Below are 24,302 nucleotides of genomic sequence, written 5' to 3'. Positions count from 1 at the left end.
GATAACAAAACAGAAAAAAACATGAATAATATGAAAAAATATATAAAAAGATTTGCTTTTGTGGCAATACTTGCACCTATATTTCTTAGTTGTCAAGATGATTTTCTTGATGCTGACGTTACGAGATATACAACGCAAGAGCGTCATGATGAGTTAATTTCAAATCCAGAAACAGCTGGTGGCGTTTCTAAAGCGGCTATTTCTAAAACCTATGCAATCTTCCAAGAATATTGGGATAGCCATGATGATTTTGGATTGAGAGCATTCCAATTTGCAACTGATGCAATGTGTGAAGATGTTGTGCTATATGGTTCACAATGGTTCATCTATGATTATAACCTTGATAACAGAGAGGCTAACTATCGTAGAACAAATAGTACTTGGGATCAAAACTATGAGATTATTGCGAAAATTAATCTTCATTTAGAAACTTATTTTGCTGAAGATAGTACTGATCCTGTAATTATGGCATCTAAGTCTGAACCTCTAGCAATCAGAGCTATTGCATATTTTAACTTAGTAAACTTCTACCAACATACATATGTAGGTCATGAGAATGAACTTGGAGTACCTTTATCTTTAAAAACAACAGATGAGAACCTTCCACGTGCAACTGTAAAAGAAGTTTATGCACAAATAGTAGAAGATTTAACATATGCTGCCGAGCACGGTAAAGCTACTTCTGAATCTACTGACGTTGATAAATATGTAGCTGCAGCTTATCTTGCTAAAGTGTATGCTCAAATGGAAGATTGGGCTAACGTAAAGAAATATGCTGCAATGGCTAAGCAAGGTGGTACTGATGTAGTATCAGCTCCTGGTCGTGGTTGGAGTGTTGGTGAAAAAGACATGCTTTGGGGATATGATGTGAATACACAAACATCAACTCTTTGGGCATCTTTCTGGAGTCATTTAGATAAATTCTTATCAAGAGGATATGCTGCCGGTGGTAGTGACAAGGGAATTCACAACTTGCTTTATGATAAACTTCCTGAAAACGATTCAAGAAGAAAATTATATGCTAACTATGAGCAATATCCTGATATTATTGATCAAATGAAAGCAAGTGATCCAAAAAATCCTAAAGCAGAAATATATGACTATGATCAATTTAAATTTGTTGCAGGTACACCTGGAATGGAGCAAGATTATTGTTTCTTAAGAGTACAAGATCCAATTTTGTTAGAAATTGAAGCAACTATTGAGTTAGGAGACTTAGGAACTGCTAAAACTCTTCTTACTGATTTTGCGAAGAAAAGAAATCCAGATTTTGTTGCTCCAGAGTCACAAGACGAATTACGCGAGGAAGTACGCTTCCAACGTCGCATAGAACTTTGGGCTGAGGGATCAACTTGGTTTGACATGAAACGTTGGAAATTGCCTATTGACCGTACTGTAGAAGGTACAAATCACTGGACAAAAATACGTGTTGAAACTGATGCAACTAGATTCTTCCACAAAATACCTCAAAGTGAAATTGAATCGAATCCTAATCTAGTACAAAATCCATAAGATTTAAACTAGAATTCATAGAAAAGCCATCTCAATTATGAGATGGCTTTTTTTATATTATTGTTCCATCCTAAAATCAATTTAATGAAAAAAATTGAAATGTATTTAAGTATTTTTTGCATTTTTTTAACAATTAAACATACATTTGGAAACTAAAGTTTCATATTAGAAGCGACTAAAACAGTTTAACTAAATTTTTAAAAATAAAAAACTTATGTTCTTACTCGTTTTTTTAGCATTAGGTATTTCAAGTGCCTGGGCTCAAAAAACGTTCAGTGGTAAGGTAATTGGTCCTGACGGGCTTAGATTACCAGGCGTTAGTGTTTTAGAAAAAGCCAATCCTATGAATGGTGTGGCTACTGACATTGATGGTAATTGGACACTTACAGTACCTAGTGGAAATTCAATACTTGAATTTACTGCCATAGGGATGAAACCTATTGAAATTGCAACTAAAGATGCTGGAAAGCTAACAATGGTCATTGATGCTACTTTAATTGATGAGGTCATTGTACTCGGTTATGGTTCACAGAATAAGAGTGAGCTTACTGGCTCCTCAGTTCAGGTAGATTCTGACGAGCTAGCTGATTTACCCGTAGCTTCAGTTGATCAAGCATTGCAAGGTAAAGTTGCAGGTGTTAATATTGCATCAACATCAGGTACTCCAGGTTCAGTGCAGAATATTCGAATTAGGGGTATTAGTTCCATTACAGCAGGTAACAGCCCTCTGTATGTAGTTGATGGAATTCCTGTTAACAATTCAGACATTGGAAACTCAGGAAGTACTGGAGCTTCTTCACTTTCAGAACTTTCAAGTTTGAATAGTTCAGACATAGAAAGTATCACAGTTTTGAAAGATCCTTCTGCAACTGCTACTTATGGTGCACGTGGTGCAAATGGTGTTATCGTCATCACTACCAAATCAGGTAGAAAGGGTAAAGCTAAATTGGAATTTAAAGCCACGTTAGGATTTTCTAATGATGCTATTGATGAACCTAAAGTACTTACTGCTGCTCAACGTGAGGAATTAACGTATGAAGCTGTACTAAACACTTATATGGTAGTATAAACATGAATACTGGAACAATGAATAATCCATTGTACATTGCAGAACATGATATGAATCTTAGTAAATACACTAGAATTATCTCTAACAATAGCCTGAATTGGATCACTCCTATTGAAAATCTTTCTTTTACTTCAAGGATAAATATTGATTGGAATACTTTTAGTTACAAGACATACCAAAACCCAATATTAGGTGATGGTGAAACATCAAATGGTACTGGAAGTCAAACAACTAGAAATAGAGTAACCTATTCCATTCAAAACTCATTAAATTATTTCTGGGAAATAAGTGAAGACCATAAACTAGATTTTACACTTTTACAAGAATGACAAAAGTTTAAGGGCTTTTACTTTTATGGAGAAGCAGATCAATTTAGTGATGTAGGTCTAACAAACTTAAATTCAACAGGTAATCCAACTGCTGTGGATTCACAAACAAGTGATTGGATTGTAGCATCATATTTAGCGATGGCTCACTATTCAGCATTCCAAGGTAAATATGTACTAGATCTTACTTATAGAAGAGAAGGTAACTCTAGATTTGCCGCAGAAGAACGCTGGGGTAATTTTGGTGCTATCGGTGCTGCATGGAATGTTCATCGTGAACAATTTATGGATAATGTGGACTTCATATCCAATTTAAAACTTAGAACATCTTATAGTATCACTGGTAATGCAAATATCGGTATTAATCTATACCAATCTCTGTTATACTTTGACTCAGACTATGCAGGAGAAGGTGCAGCTTATGTTGGAACTTTCGGCAATAAAAATTTAACCTGGGAAAACTCAAAAACATTTGATATTGGGTTAGATTTCGGTTTCTTAGAAAATAAACTAACGGGGTCGATTGCCTATTATAAAAGAAACTCAACAGATCTTTTATTAGAAGTACCACTTTCATACACAGTAGGTATTTTAGATTCTAATGGTAGAGCAAGACAAACACGTAATATTGGCGAGATGGAAAATTATGGTGTTGAGCTAGAAATGAATTTTGATATTGTACGTCGTAGTGACTTTAATTTAAGTATTGGAGGTAACGTAGCGACTACAAAGAATGAAGTTCTGAAATTAGCTAAAGACCTTAATGGTGAAGAGATTAACATAACTTCGAATACACAAAGAGTAGCAACAGGTCACCCAGTATATGGTTGGTATATGCCTACTTGGGCTGGAGTAAACCCAGAAACTGGAAATGAAGAGTGGTATGTAGATGGTGAAGGCAGTGAGAAAACAGATGATTATAACGAAGCTAACCAAGCGTGGCAAGGAGGTAGTGCATTATCGGAAATCACTGCAGGTATAAACCTTCATGTTGATTTCAAAGGCGTATTCTTAGATGCAAATGCTTATTATGCAGGTGGACATAAAATCTATGAAGATTGGCACCGTTATATTAACCAAGCTCATGCTTATCCTCTTACAGTATTCAATGGTTTAAATACATTAATGGACAGATGTCAAAAGCCAGGAGATATTGCACGCAACGGTAAAATGGAATATACCTATTATCCATGGCAAAGTCATAGTAAATTATTACATGATGGTGATTATTTCCGATAAAAAGCTTTAACCTTAGGTTATAACTTTAATGAAAGTTTGTTAGAAAAAGTGCATTTAACAGGTGCTAAGATTTTTGTTCGTAGTACCAACTTATATACCTGGTTTAAAGATGATTACCTAGTATATGACCCTGAAGTAGGTGCAAGTGGATTTACTAACCTTGCAACACCACCAACTAAATCTATTATTTTTGGTATAAACATTAAATTTTTAATGAATATGAAAAAAAATATTTTAAATATCTTTCTTACTGGTATGCTTCTTACAAGCTTGTGGAGTTGTGATACCGATGACTTAGATCCATCACTAGACCAAGATAAGGATGCAACAACAAGTATTACATCTACTGATAATCTCTATGCGATATTAAAAGGATGCTATAGTACAATGACTAGTGAAGAATATTATGGTAGAGATATTATAGTAAATAATGAAGTTCGCACAGATAATACTTGGGCTAATGGTAACTCTGGACGCTTTACTACAGCAGCAAATTTTAAATACAATGCTAACAATGGCTTTTGTTATCAATATTGCTTCAGGATTATTCAAAATGCGAATTTGATAATTAACACTGACTTAAGCACATTAAGTGGTGATTTGGAAGTTGGTAAAGATTATCAAGCTCAGGCTTATGCATTGCGTGCACTTGCACATTATGATCTTTTAAGAATCAACGGTCAACAGTATGTGGGCGGTACTTTAGGTATTCCATATAAAACAACATTTGCTACTAGTGAATCTTAACCAGAAGAACTATTCCCTACTAGAAATACAGTAGATGAGATAAAAACGAATATTTTCAGTGATTTAGCTAAAGCCTATGAAATGATGTCTGATAAATCTCGTAAAGTTTTTATTTCTAAAACTGCAGTAAAAGCTATTGAGGCAAGGGTCGCTAATTATTTCAAAATGTACCCAAAAGCGCTTGATGCTGCTAAAATGATTATAGATTCTGAAGAGTATCAAATAGTTCCTGCTGATAATTTTATTAAATCTTGGGCAGCAGATCGAAATAGTAATTCCATTTTTGAATTAGCATTTAGTGCTACAGATAATATTAGTATTAATGGTTTAGCCTATATCTATAGATTTAGTGGATCAAGTGGTAAAGGATACGGTGATATTAGTGTCACTGAAAATCTTTACACCATATATGAAGACTCTGACGTTCGAAAAGATGTGATTGGAGAAGTTCCAGGTAATCCTGGATACATACAAAATTTAAAAAAATATCCGGACATGAATGGATATGACAATGTAGTTGTTATTCGCTATGAAGAAATGGTATTAATATATGCTGAAGCATTGTTAAACACAAATCCTGGTGAAGCTCTTACATGGTTAAATAAAATTCCAGAAAATAGAGGTGCTACTCCATACACAGTTGCAACTTTAGATAATGTTATCTTAGAAAGACGTAAAGAATTAGCTTTTGAAGGATTCAGGTTTGACGACTTAGTGCGTACAGGCAGAGGAATTCCAAAAGTTGAATTTGACCAGAATATTGAAGCATCTATTCCTGCAGGGGATTACAGATTAGCTTACCCTATTCCTAAAACAGAATTAGATGCAAACTCTAATATGGTACAAAATGAAGGTTATTAATTAAAATAATCTCAATTTCAAAGGAAAGCCGTCACTTAAAATGGGACGGCTTTTTTGTTTATACAAACAAAATAAACTACCAAATAAAAACCTTTGTTTAGCAACAATTTTAAATGTTTTTTTGCAATTTTTAACAAAAAAAACTATATTTGGAAACGAAAGCTTCACATTAGAGGCAAATTAATACAGTTTAACTAATAATTTTAACATGAAAAAACTAATCTTCTTACTCGTTTTTTGTTTACTAGGCATATCAAGTGTCTGGGCGCAAAAAACGTTCAGTGGAAAGGTAATCGGTCCTGACGGGTTAGGATTACCAGGAGTAAATGTCGTTGAAAAAGCAAATCCAATGAACGGTGCTGCTACAGACCTAGATGGTAATTGGACACTAGTACTTCCTAGTGATAATTCTATTTTGCAGTTTACTGCGATTGGGATGAAACCAATTGAGGTGAAAGCTTCAGATGCAGCAGTGGTAAATATGATTGCTGATTCTCAAATGCTTGACGAAGTCGTAGTTACAGCTATGGGTATGACTCGAGATAAGAAATCAGTAGGTTTTGCAGTACAGGATGTTGGTGCTGATGAACTTAACAAAGTAAAACAAACAGATGCTATTAGTGCACTTTCTGGTAAAGCAGCAGGGGTACAAATTAGTAAAGGTTCTGGTATGTCAGGATCAAATCGTATCTTGATACGTGGTGCTAATTCTATCTTTGGTGAGAACCAGCCACTATTCGTAGTAGATGGTGTACCTATGGACAACGCCAACTACAACTCTAGCAGTGCTCAGCAAGGTTTTGGTGGTATCGACTATGGTAATATGCTTAATGACTTGAACCCTGATGATATTGAAAATATATCTATACTTAAGGGAGCTGCTGCCGCGCTTTACGGTTCACGTGCATCTAACGGTGTTGTAATGGTTACTACAAAGAAAGCAAAAGCTGGTCGTGATGTAGTAAAAGTAAGTGTAAGTACAGGCGTTGAGTTCGAATCTATCCATGATTTACCAGACCTACAAAGAAAGTATGGTGGTGGTTCTATCGTTCCAGATAGCAAGGGTGGCGTAAACGGATTTGAACAAGCTACAATAAACGGAACAACTTATAATGTACCGCAATATGCAACTGATGAAAGTTGGGGACCAAAATATGATCCAAATCTTACTTACCTTCCTTGGTATGCATTTGATGAGGAAAGCTTCCCTAATGATTATTTAAAGCCAGTGCCGTGGGTTGCTCCAGAGCATGATGTTGAGGATTTCTTCGAGACAGGTGTAAAATTCACAAACTCTGTATCCTTAGCTAAATCCGGCGATGCTTATGGTATTCGTTTTGGTTATACAAATACAAACTTAGAGGGTTTCGTTCCTAATTCTGAACAAAATAAAAACAACTTTAGTTTGAATGGTAATGCAAAAATCTTAGAAAAACTGAAAGTTGAAGCTGGAATTAATTTTTCTCGTCAAAAGACAAGCGGACGTCCTACATTTGGTTATGATGGAAATAGTTTCGCACAAAAATTCTTCCAATGGGGACAACGTCAATTAGACTACGAGAAACTTAAAGACTATAAGAGAATTGATGGTTCACAAAGAACATGGAATAGAAAAGCTTGGAATAATTCAACGCCTAACTATGCAGATAATCCTTATTGGACTGTGAATGAAAACTACAGTGATGATGAGCGTGACCGCTTCTGGGGAAATTTAAGCTTGACTTATGAACTCCTTGAAGGATTAACAGCAAGAGGTAGTGTTTATGCTGATACTTATACTTTCTATAACAGAGAGCGTATCGCATTAGGATCTCAAGCTCAATCATGGTTCTATGAAGCAGTGAGAAATAATTACGAGTATAATTATGAATTAACTTTGAATTATGTGAAGGATATCACTGATGATTTCAATATCAGCGCTCTATTAGGAGGAAACACACGTCATTCACGTTTTACTTTAAATAGAGGAGAAACTTCTGGTGGACTTATCGTACCAGGTATTTGGAATTTGAAAAATTCAACTGGAAATGTAGCTATTAATGACTTTGAAAGTAAAAAGAAAGTCAATAGTTTATTTGCAAGTGCGTCATTAGGTTTTAAAAACATGTTATTCCTAGACCTTACTGCACGTAATGACTGGTCTTCAACTTTACCAGATGATAATAACAGCTACTTTTATCCATCCGCTTCATTAGGATTCATCTTTTCTGAATTAACGAAAACAGAAATGCCATGGTTAAGCTTTGGTAAATTACGTTTAGGTTGGTCAGAAGTAGGTTCTGATACAGACCCATACAGAGTGGTTACTACTTATGAGTACAATCCTGAGGGACCATTTAAAGCATCACCAAGATTGCGTGCTAAGTCTGAGTTACTTAATGAAGACCTAAAACCTGAAACAACTACAACTAAAGAGATTGGTTTAGATTTAAGAATGTTTGACAATCGCTTAGGCCTTTCTGCGACATTGTATCAAATTAATACAACAGACCAAATCATCCCATTAACCCTTTCTAAAACAACAGGTTATGAGAGCAAATGGATTAATGCTGGTGAGATGGAAAATAAAGGTGTTGAGTTAACATTAACAGGAACTCCAATTCGTACAGATAATTTCAACTGGGATATTTCTATCAATTACTCAAAAAATGAAAGTGAGTTAGTAGAATTATATCCAGGTATTCATGAATTACAAATTGGTCGTGCTGCATTTAGTAGAGCTTACTTAAAGGCAACTGCGGGTGAAGCATACGGACAATTAGTAGGTTATAATCATATCTATGATAGTGAAGGCAACAAAGTAATTGGAGCAAATGGACAATATCTAAAAACTAAGGATATAGAGCCACTAGGTTCTGTGATTCCTGATTATAACTTAGGTATCAGAAACAGTTTCACATATAAGAATTTTGACTTCAGTTTCTTGTTTGATATTCAAAAAGGGGGTAAATTCTTCTCTGTAAGTCATATGTGGGGTATGTATTCTGGTATGATGGGTGCTACAGCCGGTGTCAATGATAAAGGTAATGAAATACGTGCTGATGTTGCTGATGGAGGTGGTATCAAATTAGAAGGTGTAACAGGTGATGTTACATGGAATGAAGATGGAAGCTATACCGTTTCTAATACTAAACCAAATGAAAAATATATTGATGGACAAACTTGGGCCCAAACTTACTACACAAGTGGACTAGGAACCTTAAGTATGTTTGATGCTGATTATGTAAAACTTCGCGAAGTAAATATAGGTTATACTTTTTCAAATGTGAAATTTGGTCCTTTCAACAGCTTACGTGTTTCAGCTTACGGTAAGAACTTAATCGTTACTGGTTTAGATCTTAAAGGATTTGATCCTGAAACAACTGTAGGTGGTTCTGGTAATATCCAAGGACTTGAAGGTGGTTTTGTACCAGCAACAAGAAGTTATGGTTTTAACATTCAATTCGGATTCTAAAAAAATAAAATAAAAATTATGAAGACAATAAAATATAGCATATTAATTTTTCTCATGATCTTTTCATGGATAGCCTGTGATGTCGATTATGAGGATAACCCAAACGAACCATCGGTTCCTCCAACATCAGGACTATTCAATAATGCAACGAAAGTGATTATTGATGCAAGTAGAGATGAGTGGTTTGAAGGAAGATTTACACTGCCAACAATGCAATATTGGGCACAAGTAAACTATACGGAAGAAGATAGATACCAGTATCGTCCAGGATTACCAGATACTTGGAGTACCTTCTACAGAGCATTAGAGAATTATCGACTAATTATTCAATATAATACTGATGAGGCAACTAAGAATGACGTTTTAGCTTATGGTCCAAATGAAGGACAAATAGCTGTTGCTCGAATCATGTTAGCTTATACGTTTAACTTAATGGCTGATACATTTGGTGACATACCGTATTATTCTTACGGTACTGAGAATCCTGACTTTCAAGCATTAAATGTAAACGAGGTACTTGCACCAAAATATGCACAGCAAAAAGATATCTATTTAGATATTTTGAATGAATTGAAAGCTGCAGCTGCACAACTTGGATCAGTTAGCGGTCAACATCTTAATGGTGGTGATGCAATTTATTTTGGCGATTTATCAAAATGGCAAAAGTTTGCAAATTCTCTACGTATGAGAATTGCGGTTAAACTTTTAGGTACATCTGAAGCTGCTACAGCAATGCAACACATTAATGAAGCTAAAACAAATGCCTTCACTTCAAATGCTGATAATGCTGCACTTTCATATGAAGCTAACGATACAAACGCTTCTCCTTTTTATAAGGCTTACTACGTAGATAATCGTACTGACTTTGCTGTTGCATATCCATTTGTAAGATTACTTAAAGGTGAAGATTTGACAACAACTAACCCTAAGGCAAATCCTTTTAGTGGACTTACTGATCCAAGATTGCCAGTATATGTTGCACCTAATGGATTAGGAAATCATGTTGGTATGCCTTATGGTGTTGAGAGTGCAATTGCTCCAACTTTCAAATGGTGGTCATTACCGGGAACTGCAATTTTAGATGCAAGTTTCAATGTACCATTGATGGATTACGCTGAGGTTGAGTTCATTCTTTCAGAATTGAATGGCTGGGATCAAACGCATTATGAGAATGGAGTTAAAGCATCTATTGAGAAGTGGAATCCTGATGCAGATGCAACAGCTTACGTTGCAACTCTTCCTCCAGCGTCTGAGGAAACCGTTCTTACGCAAAAGTATATAGCACTATATATGCAGTCACATGCTGCATGGACAGAGTATAGAAGAACTGGTTATCCACAATTCTTAATCATGCCAGGTGAATCATATACTGTTGATGTTCAAACAGAAGATGGAATGAAAACTTTCGATTATGAATTTATTCCATTAGTAGATACTGATGATATTCCAACAAGAGTTACCTACCCAGGTGAGGAAGCTAATATTAATGGTGAAAACCTTAAAGAGGCTACTTCAAGAATAAATGGTGGAGATGAAATTACTTCAAAACTATGGTGGGATGTAAACTAAAACAAGTTTAATAAATGCGAAGAAAGATAGGGTTTGCCAAATAGGTTAACCCTTCTTTTTTACGCTATTTCGTAGCCTTAAGATAACATGACCTACAGAGAGGTTCATACCTATCCTTCTCTCCGAGCAATACCGTATCTTTATTTTCGGACAAACGGTAAGAATAGTTTGCTAAAGCACCACAACGCATACAGATAGCATGCACTTTGGTTACGTACTCAGCTGTGGCTAACAAGTCTGGGATAGGACCAAAAGGTTTCCCGGAAAAATCCATATCTAAACCTGCAACTATAACACGAACTCCGTCATTTGCTAATTGATTACAAACGGCTACTAATCCTTTATCAAAAAATTGTGCCTCGTCTATTCCAATAACATCTACTGAACCTGAAAGCAACAGGATATTGGCAGAATTCTCTACGGAAGTTGAGCGGATGGCATTGGAATCATGGGAAACAACCTCTTCCTCAGAGTAACGAACATCAATGCCCGGCTTAAATATTTCAACAGTTTGTTTAGCTATCTTCGCCCTATTCAGCCTTCTAATAAGTTCTTCTGTCTTTCCTGAAAACATAGAGCCAACAATTACTTCTATCCAACCTTTTTGAGACTTACTGGTTTCTATAAACATAGTTATATTTTTACGAGAAAGAACAAAGATAAAGAAAACAATAGCAAAAAAATAGAGGATATTACTATCCTCCATCATGACTAAAAAATTTCAACTAATGAATTTATACTCCACCATTTAGATTATCTTGCCATCGTATCAATTCCTCCCACTTGCCTTCATAAGCTAATAAAGCTTGTTTGGGCCAAGTTGCAGGGTTATGTACTGCATAATTTGCTCCGGCTTCAGCCAATATTTCCTTACATCTATCTACAGATGTTTCTGAAAGTGATTTCCAAGTAATAATGCCATTTTCATGAAATAGTCCTTGAATTTTAGGACCGATACCTTCAATAATGGTCAAATCATTTTCTTTAATTGTCCTTCCAAATGCAAGCTTTGCATCCTCAGCATTAAAAGGGATCAGTTTAGTAGGATTTTTAGTAAAACCCAATTTTTTATTTAAATCTATAATGGAACGATCTCTGACTGACAACTCCGAAGTGAGCACCTTATTGCTATTATTGCAAGCGACTAATTGCGCTTCTAAATTATCACACTTTTCTTGTAATTTGATTAATTCCTCATTATTGTCTTTAGTCGCCTCACAATCTCGTAATTTTGCTTCTAAATCAGACCGTTGCTTTTTACATTCAGTCAATTGAGCCTTTAAATTCTGATAGTCCTCTTCCCTATCGTTTGTTTTGCCTGTGCTCTTTTTACCCAAGAGGTAACCTAAGATTGCACATATTAGTCCTACAATCACAGGTATTATCCAACAGTATGTCATCTCTTTATTTTTTAGAATTATTAATTTGTTTTTATTTCAATACGAGCGTTACTCTGCGGTTTTTCGCTCTACCTTCTTCTGTATTGTTAGTTGCAATAGGTTTATCGGGCCCTACTCCACGAGTTTCAATGGCATCCGTCGAAAAATCATTTTTAATGAAATAATCTTTGACAAAATCAGCACGTTCTTTCGATAGTTTGATATTCATCTCACGATTTCCAGTATTATCAGTATGCCCTACAATTAGCAGTTTTGCCTCATCAACTTGGGTAAGATATTCGCTTATCTTACGAATTTGCTCACGCTCTTTCACACTAAGATGAATATGAGCTTCACCTGTTTTAAAATACAAATGAATAGGTTCTTCTTGTAGTTCTTCTCCAAAGATCCTTAATGATTTTATTCTTTCTAAAAGAGCATTCTCATCCTCAAGGTCTAACTCGAAAGCTGTTGCTCCCTTAATAATTGTAACAGAGTCTGGGAGTGACTCGGTTAGTTGAGAGTCATCTACTCGCAATTGTTTTTTATTAATCCCTTCCCCACGCAGGTAATTTTTTACCGCATTAGCTCTAGCTAATCCTAAGTTTGGAAAAATAGAAGTATTCTCCTCAAAGGCAGCATAATATCCCCGAATCTTTAGTACTCTATTTACATCTTCTACTAAATATCTTCTCAACTGTTCAATGCTCTCTTTTACAGAAGCTGAAACCGGCTTTCTTATTTTATAGGAAGACTTATCAAAATCAAAATTGTCATCACTTTCAACTTTAAAGTCTCCAGCCTCAACACTAAAAGTAGCTAAACTTTTATTTTCATAATTTATCAATATTTCCTCTTGCTCCACATCACTTTTACAACAATAACAATATTGGAGATATGTACCAATGAGTATCACCAAAAGAATGCTTAATAAGTATACCGTACGTTTCATTTGTCGAAAGAATTTGTGCTAAAATAATACTGATTAAAGATAGTAAAAATAAAAATGGAATAATCTATTAAAACCAAGAAAATTTACAATTTTAATTCTATAGAATTTTCCTACCTTTGTGCTACATTGATTAAAAATGACGGCATGGCAAATACTTCAGAATCTTACGATGCTATTATAAAAGAATGTAGTTCTATTTTTGAGAAAAAAATGCATGACTATGGTGCAGCGTGGCGTATTATGCGAGTCTCATCAGTTACCGATCAGCTATTGATAAAAGCTAAACGCATCAGAAGTTTACAAGAGAAAGGTAAAAGTTTAATTGATGAAGGACAAGAATCCGAGTTCAAAGGTATTATCAACTACTGTATCATTGGACTGATACAATTGGAACTTGGACCTGCTTCGGAAGAGCATGAAATACACATCCCTAACATTATAGAGCGATATCATACTAATTTCCAAAAAGCAAAATCGCTAATGGAAAAGAAAAACCACGATTATGGTGAGGCGTGGCGAATGATGCGTGTGAGCTCAATCACAGACCTTATTCTTATGAAAATATATCGGACAAAGCAGATAGAAGATTTAGGTGGAAAAACTTTGATTTCTGAAGGTATAGATGCAAATTATCTTGATATGATAAATTATGCCGTTTTTGCATTAATTTTACTCGAGAATAACTAATATTATGAAATACGCATATATTATACTAAGGATACTTTTAGGAGTTTTATTTGTTTTCTCTGGATATGTAAAAGCTATAGATCCTTGGGGAACAGCAATCAAATTTGATGAATATTTTGAGGCTATGGGAATGAATTTATTTCATTCACTTTCCTTTTTATTTTCAAACCTACTGAGTGTATTAGAATTATTGGTAGGGTATCTGCTCATTTTCAATATTAAAATGAAGTGGACGAGTAGGATTACACTTCTGCTCATGCTACTGTTTACACCTCTCACTCTCTGGCTAGCCATAACTGGGAAGGTTACTGACTGTGGTTGTTTTGGTGATGCAGTAAAACTTACGGACTGGGAGACCTTTTACAAAAACATATTTTTGTTAGCTGTTACAATTTTTGTTCTGGTATATAGAAAAAAACACCCATCTACCATCCCGAGCAAAAAACAGCGTCTTCTTTTTATCATTGGATTACTGTTTAGTGCAGGAGTTACTTATTTTTCATATCAACACTTACCGCTTATTGACTTCCGTCCATTCAAAGTTGGTAGCGATATCAAGAAAGAGAGTCAAATCCCCGAGGATGCCCCCACTGCAGAATATGAGACAACTCTTATTTACGAAAAAAATGGAGTAGAAAAGGAATTTGATGAAGAAAATTATCCATGGCAAGATACAACTTGGCATTACGTTGATACTAAACAAAAACTGATAAAAGAGGGTTACAAGCCAGCGATTGAGGACTTCTTCATCGAAACCGTTGAAGGTGAAAGCATAACAAATGAAATTTTAAACTCAGAATCTTGCTTACTCATCGTAAGTTATAAGATTGAGAAAATTGATTTTGTGAAGCAATATCAAGCGACTTATCTTAATGAGGTTGTGAAAGCTGCTAATCAGGAAAATCTTCCCGTATATCTACTTACAGCTTCAAACCCTCAACAGGTCGAAAACATTAGCTCTTATTTGTCAGATGACATAATTTACAGTTTAGCAGATGAGAAAATGTTGAAAACAATGATTCGTGCTAATCCTGGAGTTGTATTGCTTAATAATGGTATTGTTGCAGGGAAATGGAATGCTAATGATTTACCAGAATCGATTGATTTCCATAATGAGAAATTGAATCAGGATAATGAACAGCTTAAAAGAACTACTTACAACAATCAAATCTACTTCAGCTTACTGATACTTGTTGCATTGGCTGTGGTAACTTTGGTAATAATTATCATAAAAAAGCAACCTATAACTGAAAGTAAAAAGAAGCAAACGAAATTATAATATTCACAAAAAGATACATCATTAAAAATTAATAATATGAGAAGAAATATCGTTGCAGGAAACTGGAAAATGAATAACACCTTAGATGAAGGCTTGAACTTAATAAAAGATATTAATGTAAATGCAAAAAAAACTGATGTGAAAGGAGTACAAGTAATTGTAGCTACGCCTTTTATTCACTTAGCCAAAGCTGTAGAGGAAGCAATAAGTCCTGTACGTATTGCTGCGCAGAATTGTGCTAGTGAAGAATCAGGAGCATATACTGGTGAGGTTTCAGCCAAAATGATCCGATCAACAGGCACAGAGTATGTCATCATTGGACATTCTGAGCGAAGAGCATACTATGGCGAAACAGATGAGATTCTCACTAAAAAAGTTGACCAAGCTATTGCTAATAAGCTCTACCCTATTTTTTGTATTGGTGAAGTATTGGATGATAGGGAAAATGACAAACATTTTGAGGTGGTTGAAAATCAATTGAAAAATGCATTATTCCATCTGTCCGAAAAAGACTTCGGAAGAGTTATCTTAGCTTATGAACCAGTGTGGGCTATCGGTACAGGCAAAACGGCTTCACCTGAGCAAGCTCAAGAAATGCACGCATTTATAAGAAAAGTAGTTGCCGAAAAATACAACGACAAAATAGCTGATGAAGTATCTATATTGTACGGAGGCAGTATGAAACCTGCCAATGCCAAGGAGTTGGTTTCCCAAGCTGATGTTGACGGTGGTCTTATTGGTGGTGCTTCTTTAAATGCTGATGATTTCTTTGGTATTATCACTGCTTTTTAAATTGTAACATACTCATATCTAAACTAAATAAAAAACACCATGAAAAAACTAATAGCCCTCCTGTCAGTGATGTTGATAGTATCAATCGCTGTAGCGCAACCAGATGATAAGAATATTTTTGACAAATTCATTCCACAAAAAATCCAAGTAAATGGATATAATATAAACGTAGAAACTCTAGGTGAAGGAGATCCTGTATTTTTCTTTGCCGGTGGTCCAGGTAATTCTCACGATTATATGCAAGGTAATTTCGGTCACTACTACAAAACGCACCAAGTTGTATTTATTGATATGCTAGGCTGTGGACTGTCCGATGAAGCTAAGGATAAAAGTGAATATTCTGTTCAAAATGATGCATATACCGTAGAAGAAGTGCGTAAAGCATTGGGATTGGACAAGATTACTGTTGTTGGTCATTCCTACGGTACTGTTGTTGCTCAAGCATACGCGACTACTTATCCTGAAAATGTAAACAAAATGGTTTTAATCAGCGGATTTCACAGTGGCGAAATGTGGCAGGCAAACTGCGACAGCTACAATGCCCTACAGAAAAAACACTTCCCTGAAATATGGGAAAAAGTAGATTCGCTTAGAAACTTAGGTTATATCTCTAGTGACCCCGAATTTAGTAAAGTATATGGAAGTTTACCATTAAAACATATTTACTATCATGATACTTCTCTACAACAAAATGTGCCTAATTATCCATTTAAAGGTTGGGCATTAGATGTTTATAACTCGATAATTGGTCGAGATGCAGACTTTTTCGTAAGCGGAAGCATGATGGATACTGATTTTCGTAGAAAACTTAAGGATTTAGATTTCCCTACACTTATCATTGCAGGAAGATATGATGGCGTTTCTACTTCAGAATTCAATGTACAATACAAAGAATTTATGCCTCAAGCGCAGTTTGTAATGTTTGAAAATAGCTCGCATAATCCTTACTTAGAAGAACCAGAAAAATTCTATAAGCTTCTTGATGAATTTCTGAATAAATAAAAATTAGCAGTAATTCCTTCAACTTTACGGATGAGGGAATTGCGTCTATTTTTTCGCACATTACCACACAACGAGATAAAAAACATCTATATGAAAAGAAAAGTATGGCTCCTGTGCAAAATAACTTACGTGGTACTTATCCTCATTACTTTTAGTCCTTTAGTACTTAGTGAAAATAAAGTAGAACCTCCACTTTTTATGATGCCAAAGGTACTATGGAATGGCATTCTTATTTCTTTAGGATTTATAGTTGTCACCTTAGTAGGTGCCCTGGTAGCAAACTCTGAAAAATAAAAAAAATAATGAATTATTGGTTAATTATTTTTGCTGGAATATACCTAAGTGCACTAATATACTCAGCCTACAAATCAAAAATTTCAATAAAGAGTGAAAAAGATTATGCCCTACCCAAAGTGGGTGTCATTCTGGGTTTTCTCACATTTTCAGCTACACTTTTCAGTACTTTTACTCTGATGGGCATGCCTGATTTTTTCAGGACTCACGGTGTAGGCGCATGGGTTTTTTTAGGAGTTACAGACACTGCCCTAGCTTTTGTTACTTTATGGTTTGGATTATCACTTAGAAGGAAATATTCTAAAAAGAATTTTACAAACGTAAGCAATATTATCAGAGATCGGTATGGCAACAATCTGCCAGTCTATATTTATCGCTTTGGAATCTTTGTATTTCTTATCCCCTACGTTGCCATTCAGATAAAAGGTATTGCAGCGTTTATAGATTTCTCAAATATCTTAGCCATACCAGAGTGGGCATGGGCTACCCTCTTTTTAGTCATTATTTTATCTTACAGTTATGTTGGTGGCTTGAAAGCAATTATAGTTAGTGATGCAATACAAGGTGTCACTTTGCTCATTGTAACAACAATCATTGCATACACTTGCGTGATAAATATTGGCGGTTTCGAATCATTTTTTGCAGAGCTGGCAACAAACAAACCACAATTGCTATCTATCCCAGGACCAAAAGGTCTGCTCACTAGTCAATTTCTTTTTTCATCATTCATTGTCATTATATTGATGCCTATATCGCAACCACAGTTGCTAACACGCATTGTGATTATGAATTCTCAAAAAGACACAAAACGAATGGCTGTTGCCGTTTCTATTTTTGCTTTTCTTATCATCATGCCGACGATTTTTATAGGCTTATACGGTGCACTCCGCTATGCAGATTCATCAACTGATGCTTTCTTATTTAACACATTAGTAACTGAACAGCATGCAATAATCGGAGCATTAGCAATCATAGGCTTAATAGCTGCAGCTATGTCCACTGTTGACTCTCAGTTGTTTGCAATACAAGCTGAGGTAGCGAACTATAAGAAATCAAAAAATAACAACAAACTCCTCATCATAGGTTTTGGCTTGGTGGCTCTACTGCTTTCTATATTTACGACTAAAGAATTAGTGCTACTTGCACGAGTCAGTTTTGCAGGAACTGCATTGCTTGCACCTATGATATTTACGGCAATTTTTTCGAATCAAAAACATTCTAATATTTTACCCTATGTTACTTTTGCCTCGCTGATCCTTTATGTGCTATCTAGCTTTTCGGCTTGGATACCTTCTGTAATTTTAGGAATAAGATTAGATATGATTTTGCTATTGGTATGCACTATAGTAGCTATGCTGCAATTTATGATTTATAAGTCTGCTCCTGTTTATTTGGAAGAAACCATAAAATCAGAATAATGTATAGTTTCAAAAATGATTATAGCGAAGGTTGCCATCCAAACATCTTGAAAGCACTTGCTGAGACGAATAAAACTCAACAAGAAGGCTATGGTGACGACCAATATTCCATCAAAGCTAAAGAACTTATCAAAGAAATAATAAGAAGTAAACATGCGACAGTTCATTTTGTTTCTGGTGGCACTCAAGCGAATCTTATTGTCATTTCTTCAATACTTAAACCACACGAAGCCGTCATAAGTGCACACAGCGGGCACATCAATGTGCACGAAGCAGGTGCTATTGAAGCCACTGGTCATAAAGTATGTACGTGCTATAGCCAAGATGGAAAGCTGACTCCAAAGCAAATATTAGAAGTAGTAAAAGAACATAATGAACCGCCACATATGGTAAAACCAAGATTGGTTTACATTTCCAACGCAACGGAAGTTGGTACGGTTTATAATCTTAACGAATTGCAGGAGTTATCAAAATGCTGTAAAGATAACAACCTTCTTTTGTACATAGATGGAGCACGCTTAGGTGTAGCATTAATTACTACTGCTAATTATCATCTCACCCTGGCTGATGTCGCTAAATATTCTGATGTTTTTTATATCGGTGGCACAAAAAATGGAGCACTGCTTGGTGAAGCCATTGTGATACCAAACAAAGAGTTACAAGAGGATTTCCCTTATCACCTAAAACAAAAAGGAGCTCTCATGGCTAAAGGCAGAGTTTTAGGCATTCAATTTCTGGAATTATTTACAAACAACCTGTTTTTTGAACTTGCTGAACATGCAAATTCAAAGGCAATGCAATTGGTTGAAATTATAAGTGATGCTGGTTATAAATTCCTGCTCACTCCTGAAAGCAATCAGATTTTCCCAATATTCCCCCAAAAATTAGCTAAAATCATCACTGACAAATACGAATGCTATCCTTGGCAAGTCATGAATGATAATGAAGTAGCAATACGCATGGTTTGTTCTTGGGCTACTAGTGATGAGGCAATTACTGATTTTGAGAAAACATTAAAAAAATAGTCCGTTTTAAAAATTGCATAGGTTTTTATCCTTACTTTTGCCACAGCCTAACGCATAGAAAGAGAGCCAAGTGAAAATTAATCTTCAAAACATTTATAAGACTGCCTTTTTCATAAGTATCTTTAATATCCTATTGATTATTGTAGATTTTGGATTTGAGCAATCATTATATTTTGAAAATCTGATTAATGGATTCTACTTTATTGTGCTTTTTATCGGTCTTATGAATATTAGCTTTAGACATATTCTTGACCGGAAGTCTGAATACAGTTTTAAAATTAAAATATTAGATGCCCTTATTTTCCTCTTTATTTTATTTATTATTTATCACCATTTATTCGTGATACCATATGAAGGGTTGAATACGTTATGGATTGGTGATGATTGGGTTATTTTAGGAGTTATTATCATCTTTTTTAGAGAAGTATCAGATCGTAGGGTTAACTTAAATCGCATCTCAATAAACCCACCACAATTATTTATTCTCAGCTTTCTGCTTATCATTTTGTTGGGAACACTGCTACTCATGCTTCCTAAGGCTACTTATAGAGATATCTCATTTATTGATGCCTTATTTACATCGACTAGTGCAGTTTGTGTCACAGGTTTAGTTGTGGTGAATACGGCAACAGCATTTACACAACTTGGACAAATATTTATACTCATTCTTATTCAAATTGGTGGTATAGGCATCTTAACAGTGGCGAGTTATTTTAGTTATTTCTTCAAAGGAGGTTCTTCATATAGAAATCAACTAATTTTAGGAGACATTACTAATACGAATAAGCTGGGAGAAGTTTTCTCCACTTTAAAATATGTTCTCGTAATTACTTTCACCATTGAGCTTATCTCAGCCATCTTGATTTTTATCAGTTTAGGAAGTCACAATTCTATTGGTAATTTTGCTGATACGCTTTTCTTTTCTGGATTTCATGCCATTTCAGCTTTTTGCAATGCCGGTTTTTCAACACTATCCCAGAACTTATATGACAGCGGAGTTAACACCAACTATTCCCTGCAATTGGTTATCTGCATCACGTTCATCATTGGAGGTTTAGGTTTTCCTATTGTTGTAAATCTTCTAAGATATCTGAAACATAAAATTCTTATGATAATACCGTTTACCGGACATAAAAATCCTCACAAGCCTTGGTTGCTCAATCTCAGCAGTAGAATTACGCTTATTACCACCTTTGGGTTAATCGTTTCAGGAACCATCTTTTTTTACTTTTTAGAGCAAGACCATGCATTTGCTCATCAATCGGAAAGCGGTAAATGGGTTACTGCATTATTTACAGCAACCACTCCACGTACAGCCGGCTTTAATACTCTGGATTTGAATGAGCTTCATCTATCTACAATAATGTTGATTTTTTTATTAATGTGGATTGGGGCTTCACCAGCATCAACAGGTGGTGGTATTAAAACGAGTACATTTGCTATTTCTATCTTGAATATTACCAGTCTAGGCAGAGGAAAAGAACACGTTGAGGTGTTTAGACGAAGGATTGCAACCGTTTCCCTTAGACGAGCCTCAGCTATTATTAGTCTATCTTTGGTCGTTATCGGCTTGGGTATCATGCTTATTTCCATTTTTGATGAAGAAAAACAACTCTTGGCGATAGCCTTCGAATGCTTTTCAGCTTACAGTACAGTAGGTCTCAGTTTGGGAATCACAGCTGATTTATCTAATGTAGGGAAACTAGTCATTATCTTTATCATGTTTATAGGAAGAGTCAGCATGCTCTCAATAGTTATTGCCCTGATGAAAAAAGTAAAGGAAAAGGCTTATAGTTATCCGACTGAAGAAATTATTATAAACTAAATCTGTATGAAATGAAGTATATTATCGTAGGCTTAGGAAATTTTGGCGCAGCTTTGGCTGAAGAGCTTACAGCCCAAGGACATGAGGTTATAGGAATCGATATTAAAATGGATAAAGTTGATGCACTAAAAGAAAAAATCACTCATACTATTAGCTTAGATGCCACCGACGAAACAACTGTTTCAGGACTTCCCATAAAAGATACTGATGTAGTGGTTGTGGCTATAGGAGAAGAGCCTGGAACTAGTATTATGGTGACAGCTGTTTTCAAAAATTTGAAAGCGAAGCGATTAATCAGTCGTGCCATAAATCCATTACACGAAAAAGTACTTCATGCCATAGGAGTTGATGAAATAGTTCGTCCAGAAGCAGAAACTGCACAACGATGGGCTAAGAAGTTAACATTAAAAAATATTGCAGAATCATTTGAAATTAATAGTGAATACAGTATTATTGAAGTAGAAGTCCCAGACGAATATGTGGGGAAAAGAGTGAAAGAGCTGGATTTTCAAAGTAAATATAATACTCTACTGCTCACAACCATCAAGATGAAAGAGATGAGTAGCATTATTGGCGGAAAACGTAATATTAGCAAAGTACAAGGTGTAGCCTCGGCAGATTTACTCTTAGAAGAGAAAGACATATTAGTCGTTTATGGAGCAAATCACGATTTGGAGAAATTCTTAAAAAGAAGTTTATAAAATAGAGAGAGAACTAGTAAATAAGCATTCAAATGGAGCGTATCAAAAATCTATAGTAATATTCAGACTATAATTTTCTTATCTCAAGTTCAGAAAGGATTTTTTTAATGTAATTTTGAATCATTGACACACACTATACCATCAAATTATGGATATTAAAGAAATAGATAATATAGAACTGAAGTACCTTACCATCGATGATTATAAGGAACTAAAATCTGTGATGATACAGGTTTACAAAAATATACCTGACCCTTATTGGGAAGAGGATGCAATTGAATACTTAATTGAGCATTTTCCTGAAGGGCAAGTCGTTATTAAAATTAATGGGCAACTAGCTGGTTGTGCATTGAGTATAATTGTTGATTATGCAAAATACAATCGACAACACACTTATAAAAAGGTAACAGGGGATTACACCTTCAGTACGCACACCAATGACGGTGATATGCTGTATGGAATTGATGTTTTCATAAAACCTGAATTTCGAGCTTTGCGTTTAGGCAGACGCCTATATGATTATCGGAAAGAACTGTGTGAACGTCTTAATTTAAAAGGAATAGCCATAGGCGGTCGCATTCCTAATTACCACAAATATGCTGATGAAATTTCTCCAAAAGAATACCTCCAGAAGGTTAAGCGAAAAGAAATTCATGATCCTGTTCTCAACTTCCAATTATCGAATGATTTTCATGCTTCAAAGATTTTAAAAGGTTATTTAGAAGGTGATGAAGCTTCGAATGAATATGCTGTACTCTTAGAATGGGATAATATTTCCTACGAAGAGGCTGTTGAACAAGCAGAAACACAAAAATCAATTGTTCGGTTAGGTTTAGTTCAGTGGCAGATGCGACCTTATAAAAACTTGGATGAACTCATGCAACAAGCCGAGTTTTTTGTCGACTCTGTATCCGGTTATCGTTCTGACTTTGCATTATTCCCAGAATTCTTTAATGCCCCACTCATGGCAGGTAATAATGCGATGAATCCAGCAGAATCCATTCGAGATTTAGCCAGTTATACCCCAGCAATTGTTGAGCGTTTTTCAGAATTAGCGATTTCATACAATATCAACATTATCACAGGAAGTATGCCTGAAATCAAAGATGAATTGCTATATAATGCAGGCTATTTATGTAAACGCGATGGTAGCATTGATCGTTTTGAAAAACTGCATGTAACACCCGACGAACGAAAAGTATGGGGTATGCAGGGTGGCAATGGATTCAAAACTTTTGATACCGATTGTGGTAAAATTGGAGTGTTAATCTGCTATGACTCAGAATTTCCTGAGCTTAGCCGAATCCTAGCAGACGAAGGTATGAATATTCTGTTTATTCCTTTCCTCACTGACACACAAAACGGGTACTGCAGAATTCGCCATTGCGCGCAGGCTAGAGCTATTGAGAACGAATGCTACGTGGCTATTGCCGGTAGTGTAGGGAACTTACCTAAAGTGCATAATATGGATATACAATTTGCCCAGTCAGGAGTCTTCACTCCTTGTGACTTTGCCTTTCCTACCGATGGCGTAAAAGCACAAACCACATCTAATACAGAAATGATTCTCATAGCTGATGTCGATTTGAATTTACTCACAGAGTTGAATCAAGTAGGAAGTGTCAATAATTTAAATGACAGACGGAAAGACTTATACCGATTGTACCGAAGGAAAAAGTAAAAAGAGATTCATTGGCATTAAAATTGATAGAAACTAACTATTAGTATTAACTTAAAAAAGTAATAATATCATGAAAAAAATAGTTGTTTTAGTTCTTGGAGTTTTTGTATTCTTTGCGTGTGGTAAAGATGATAAAGATGCATTTGTCGGTACATACAAATCAGAGACTCAAGATGAGTCAAATACAAACTATCAGACATTAATGGTTAAAGCTAAAGCTGACAGTATTTACGAAGTCACTTTTACTTCCACCAATATCAAAGAAGGTAACGAAGGTTGCACATTTAAAAAAGAAGGAAACATTGTCAATGATATCCTTGAAGTACCTATCGAAGAATGGGACAAAGGTGCTAAGATGATTATCAAATCTGTTGATAAAGAAACTTTAGAAGTTACCACAAAACTTGAAGAAAATATACCTGCATTAAAATATTTTTGTAAGGATGGCAGTACTTTAGCGGGTAAATACACTAAAGTGAAAAATAAGTAA

At 35.3% G+C, this 24,302-nt stretch carries 21 protein-coding genes and 1 pseudogene; 19 read left to right on the top strand and 3 right to left on the bottom strand.

The window, feature by feature from the left end; translation table 11 throughout:
* The first annotated feature begins 30 nt into the window (after positions 1–30).
* From C7377_RS04365 to C7377_RS04345, 8 genes and pseudogenes are all read left to right on the top strand, one after another.
* The gene (locus tag C7377_RS04365) at positions 31–1,512 is read left to right on the top strand and encodes a RagB/SusD family nutrient uptake outer membrane protein (RefSeq protein WP_165806843.1); all 1,482 of its coding nucleotides are present in this window, start codon (positions 31–33) and stop codon (positions 1,510–1,512) included.
* 214 nt (positions 1,513–1,726) lie between these two features.
* Positions 1,727–2,581, top strand: a complete 855-nt coding sequence (locus C7377_RS09525) for a TonB-dependent receptor plug domain-containing protein (RefSeq protein WP_207778409.1) — start codon at positions 1,727–1,729, stop codon at positions 2,579–2,581.
* Between the two features lie 2 nt (positions 2,582–2,583).
* Positions 2,584–2,910 (top strand): hypothetical protein, encoded by a 327-nt coding sequence (locus tag C7377_RS09520; protein WP_207778408.1) that lies wholly within the window; start codon positions 2,584–2,586, stop codon positions 2,908–2,910.
* A gap of 72 nt (positions 2,911–2,982) precedes the next feature.
* Positions 2,983–4,146, top strand: a pseudogene (locus tag C7377_RS09515) (TonB-dependent receptor domain-containing protein); the annotation flags it as partial.
* Positions 4,147–4,182: 36 nt separating this feature from the next.
* Complete coding sequence (locus tag C7377_RS09510; protein ID WP_207778407.1) at positions 4,183–4,893, top strand: RagB/SusD family nutrient uptake outer membrane protein; 711 nt, start codon at positions 4,183–4,185, stop codon at positions 4,891–4,893.
* 81 nt (positions 4,894–4,974) lie between these two features.
* Positions 4,975–5,754: a RagB/SusD family nutrient uptake outer membrane protein gene (locus C7377_RS09505; protein WP_207778406.1), complete on the top strand. Its 780-nt coding sequence runs from the start codon at positions 4,975–4,977 to the stop codon at positions 5,752–5,754.
* Between the two features lie 208 nt (positions 5,755–5,962).
* The gene (locus C7377_RS04350) at positions 5,963–9,208 is read left to right on the top strand and encodes a SusC/RagA family TonB-linked outer membrane protein (protein WP_116496084.1); all 3,246 of its coding nucleotides are present in this window, start codon (positions 5,963–5,965) and stop codon (positions 9,206–9,208) included.
* Between the two features lie 18 nt (positions 9,209–9,226).
* Positions 9,227–10,777: a SusD/RagB family nutrient-binding outer membrane lipoprotein gene (locus tag C7377_RS04345; protein WP_116496083.1), complete on the top strand. Its 1,551-nt coding sequence runs from the start codon at positions 9,227–9,229 to the stop codon at positions 10,775–10,777.
* A 64-nt stretch (positions 10,778–10,841) separates the two neighbouring features.
* Here the strand turns inward: C7377_RS04345 and C7377_RS04340 are convergent, their stop codons facing one another.
* The 3 genes from C7377_RS04340 to C7377_RS04330 form a co-directional block, all read right to left on the bottom strand.
* Complete coding sequence (locus tag C7377_RS04340) at positions 10,842–11,408, bottom strand: thymidine kinase (protein ID WP_116496082.1); 567 nt, start codon at positions 11,406–11,408, stop codon at positions 10,842–10,844.
* A 103-nt stretch (positions 11,409–11,511) separates the two neighbouring features.
* Entirely contained in the window at positions 11,512–12,177 is a 666-nt protein-coding gene (locus tag C7377_RS04335) for a hypothetical protein (protein WP_116496081.1), read from the bottom strand.
* 31 nt (positions 12,178–12,208) lie between these two features.
* A complete protein-coding gene (locus C7377_RS04330; RefSeq protein WP_116496080.1) occupies positions 12,209–13,108 on the bottom strand; it encodes an OmpA family protein in 900 nt (299 codons plus the stop codon).
* A 144-nt stretch (positions 13,109–13,252) separates the two neighbouring features.
* Between C7377_RS04330 and C7377_RS04325 the strand changes: the two genes are divergently transcribed.
* The 11 genes from C7377_RS04325 to C7377_RS04275 all read left to right on the top strand — a co-directional run bounded on the left by C7377_RS04325 (position 13,253) and on the right by C7377_RS04275 (position 24,302).
* On the top strand, positions 13,253–13,795 hold the full coding sequence (locus C7377_RS04325; protein ID WP_116496079.1) for a DUF1599 domain-containing protein: 543 nt from the start codon (positions 13,253–13,255) through the stop codon (positions 13,793–13,795).
* A 4-nt stretch (positions 13,796–13,799) separates the two neighbouring features.
* Entirely contained in the window at positions 13,800–15,074 is a 1,275-nt protein-coding gene (locus tag C7377_RS04320) for a BT_3928 family protein (RefSeq protein WP_116496078.1), read from the top strand.
* Between the two features lie 36 nt (positions 15,075–15,110).
* Positions 15,111–15,866 carry a triose-phosphate isomerase gene (tpiA, locus tag C7377_RS04315; protein WP_116496077.1) on the top strand — a complete coding sequence of 252 codons (756 nt, stop codon included), beginning with the start codon at positions 15,111–15,113 and terminating at the stop codon, positions 15,864–15,866.
* Positions 15,867–15,905: 39 nt separating this feature from the next.
* Positions 15,906–16,868, top strand: coding sequence for an alpha/beta fold hydrolase (locus tag C7377_RS04310; RefSeq protein WP_207778405.1), 963 nt, complete (start codon positions 15,906–15,908; stop codon positions 16,866–16,868).
* A gap of 90 nt (positions 16,869–16,958) precedes the next feature.
* Entirely contained in the window at positions 16,959–17,162 is a 204-nt protein-coding gene (locus tag C7377_RS04305; RefSeq protein WP_133241460.1) for a hypothetical protein, read from the top strand.
* A gap of 8 nt (positions 17,163–17,170) precedes the next feature.
* The gene (locus C7377_RS04300) at positions 17,171–18,580 is read left to right on the top strand and encodes a sodium:solute symporter family protein (RefSeq protein WP_116496075.1); all 1,410 of its coding nucleotides are present in this window, start codon (positions 17,171–17,173) and stop codon (positions 18,578–18,580) included.
* Positions 18,580–19,605 (top strand): threonine aldolase family protein, encoded by a 1,026-nt coding sequence (locus tag C7377_RS04295; protein ID WP_116496074.1) that lies wholly within the window; start codon positions 18,580–18,582, stop codon positions 19,603–19,605. The genes C7377_RS04300 and C7377_RS04295 overlap by 1 nt, the downstream gene beginning before the upstream one ends.
* A gap of 70 nt (positions 19,606–19,675) precedes the next feature.
* On the top strand, positions 19,676–21,430 hold the full coding sequence (locus C7377_RS04290; protein WP_116496073.1) for a TrkH family potassium uptake protein: 1,755 nt from the start codon (positions 19,676–19,678) through the stop codon (positions 21,428–21,430).
* Between the two features lie 11 nt (positions 21,431–21,441).
* Positions 21,442–22,131, top strand: a complete 690-nt coding sequence (locus C7377_RS04285) for a potassium channel family protein (protein ID WP_116496072.1) — start codon at positions 21,442–21,444, stop codon at positions 22,129–22,131.
* 148 nt (positions 22,132–22,279) lie between these two features.
* Positions 22,280–23,812 carry a carbon-nitrogen hydrolase family protein gene (locus tag C7377_RS04280; protein ID WP_116496071.1) on the top strand — a complete coding sequence of 511 codons (1,533 nt, stop codon included), beginning with the start codon at positions 22,280–22,282 and terminating at the stop codon, positions 23,810–23,812.
* 70 nt (positions 23,813–23,882) lie between these two features.
* The gene (locus C7377_RS04275) at positions 23,883–24,302 is read left to right on the top strand and encodes a hypothetical protein (protein ID WP_116496070.1); all 420 of its coding nucleotides are present in this window, start codon (positions 23,883–23,885) and stop codon (positions 24,300–24,302) included.

The organism is Balneicella halophila (assembly GCF_003096835.1).
Taxonomy (GTDB): domain Bacteria; phylum Bacteroidota; class Bacteroidia; order Bacteroidales; family Balneicellaceae; genus Balneicella; species Balneicella halophila.
The sequence above is the reverse complement of the archived record's forward strand: the minus strand, read 5'-3'. Positions and strand labels throughout refer to the sequence as shown.

What these genes read in the sequence shown, in the direction of transcription:
- C7377_RS04310 (WP_207778405.1), top strand. Translation starts at nt 15,906, where the DNA reads ATGAAAAAACTAATAGCCCTCCTGTCAGTGATGTTGATAGTATCAATC.
- C7377_RS04275 (WP_116496070.1), top strand. Translation starts at nt 23,883, where the DNA reads ATGAAAAAAATAGTTGTTTTAGTTCTTGGAGTTTTTGTATTCTTTGCG.
- C7377_RS09505 (WP_207778406.1), top strand. Translation starts at nt 4,975, where the DNA reads ATGATGTCTGATAAATCTCGTAAAGTTTTTATTTCTAAAACTGCAGTA.
- C7377_RS04300 (WP_116496075.1), top strand. Translation starts at nt 17,171, where the DNA reads ATGAATTATTGGTTAATTATTTTTGCTGGAATATACCTAAGTGCACTA.
- C7377_RS04345 (WP_116496083.1), top strand. Translation starts at nt 9,227, where the DNA reads ATGAAGACAATAAAATATAGCATATTAATTTTTCTCATGATCTTTTCA.
- C7377_RS04285 (WP_116496072.1), top strand. Translation starts at nt 21,442, where the DNA reads ATGAAGTATATTATCGTAGGCTTAGGAAATTTTGGCGCAGCTTTGGCT.
- tpiA (WP_116496077.1), top strand. Translation starts at nt 15,111, where the DNA reads ATGAGAAGAAATATCGTTGCAGGAAACTGGAAAATGAATAACACCTTA.
- C7377_RS04350 (WP_116496084.1), top strand. Translation starts at nt 5,963, where the DNA reads ATGAAAAAACTAATCTTCTTACTCGTTTTTTGTTTACTAGGCATATCA.
- C7377_RS04330 (WP_116496080.1), bottom strand. Translation starts at nt 13,108, where the DNA reads ATGAAACGTACGGTATACTTATTAAGCATTCTTTTGGTGATACTCATT.
- C7377_RS04295 (WP_116496074.1), top strand. Translation starts at nt 18,580, where the DNA reads ATGTATAGTTTCAAAAATGATTATAGCGAAGGTTGCCATCCAAACATC.
- C7377_RS04320 (WP_116496078.1), top strand. Translation starts at nt 13,800, where the DNA reads ATGAAATACGCATATATTATACTAAGGATACTTTTAGGAGTTTTATTT.
- C7377_RS04365 (WP_165806843.1), top strand. Translation starts at nt 31, where the DNA reads ATGAAAAAATATATAAAAAGATTTGCTTTTGTGGCAATACTTGCACCT.
- C7377_RS04335 (WP_116496081.1), bottom strand. Translation starts at nt 12,177, where the DNA reads ATGACATACTGTTGGATAATACCTGTGATTGTAGGACTAATATGTGCA.
- C7377_RS04325 (WP_116496079.1), top strand. Translation starts at nt 13,253, where the DNA reads ATGGCAAATACTTCAGAATCTTACGATGCTATTATAAAAGAATGTAGT.
- C7377_RS09525 (WP_207778409.1), top strand. Translation starts at nt 1,727, where the DNA reads ATGTTCTTACTCGTTTTTTTAGCATTAGGTATTTCAAGTGCCTGGGCT.
- C7377_RS04280 (WP_116496071.1), top strand. Translation starts at nt 22,280, where the DNA reads ATGGATATTAAAGAAATAGATAATATAGAACTGAAGTACCTTACCATC.
- C7377_RS09520 (WP_207778408.1), top strand. Translation starts at nt 2,584, where the DNA reads ATGAATACTGGAACAATGAATAATCCATTGTACATTGCAGAACATGAT.
- C7377_RS04340 (WP_116496082.1), bottom strand. Translation starts at nt 11,408, where the DNA reads ATGTTTATAGAAACCAGTAAGTCTCAAAAAGGTTGGATAGAAGTAATT.
- C7377_RS04305 (WP_133241460.1), top strand. Translation starts at nt 16,959, where the DNA reads ATGAAAAGAAAAGTATGGCTCCTGTGCAAAATAACTTACGTGGTACTT.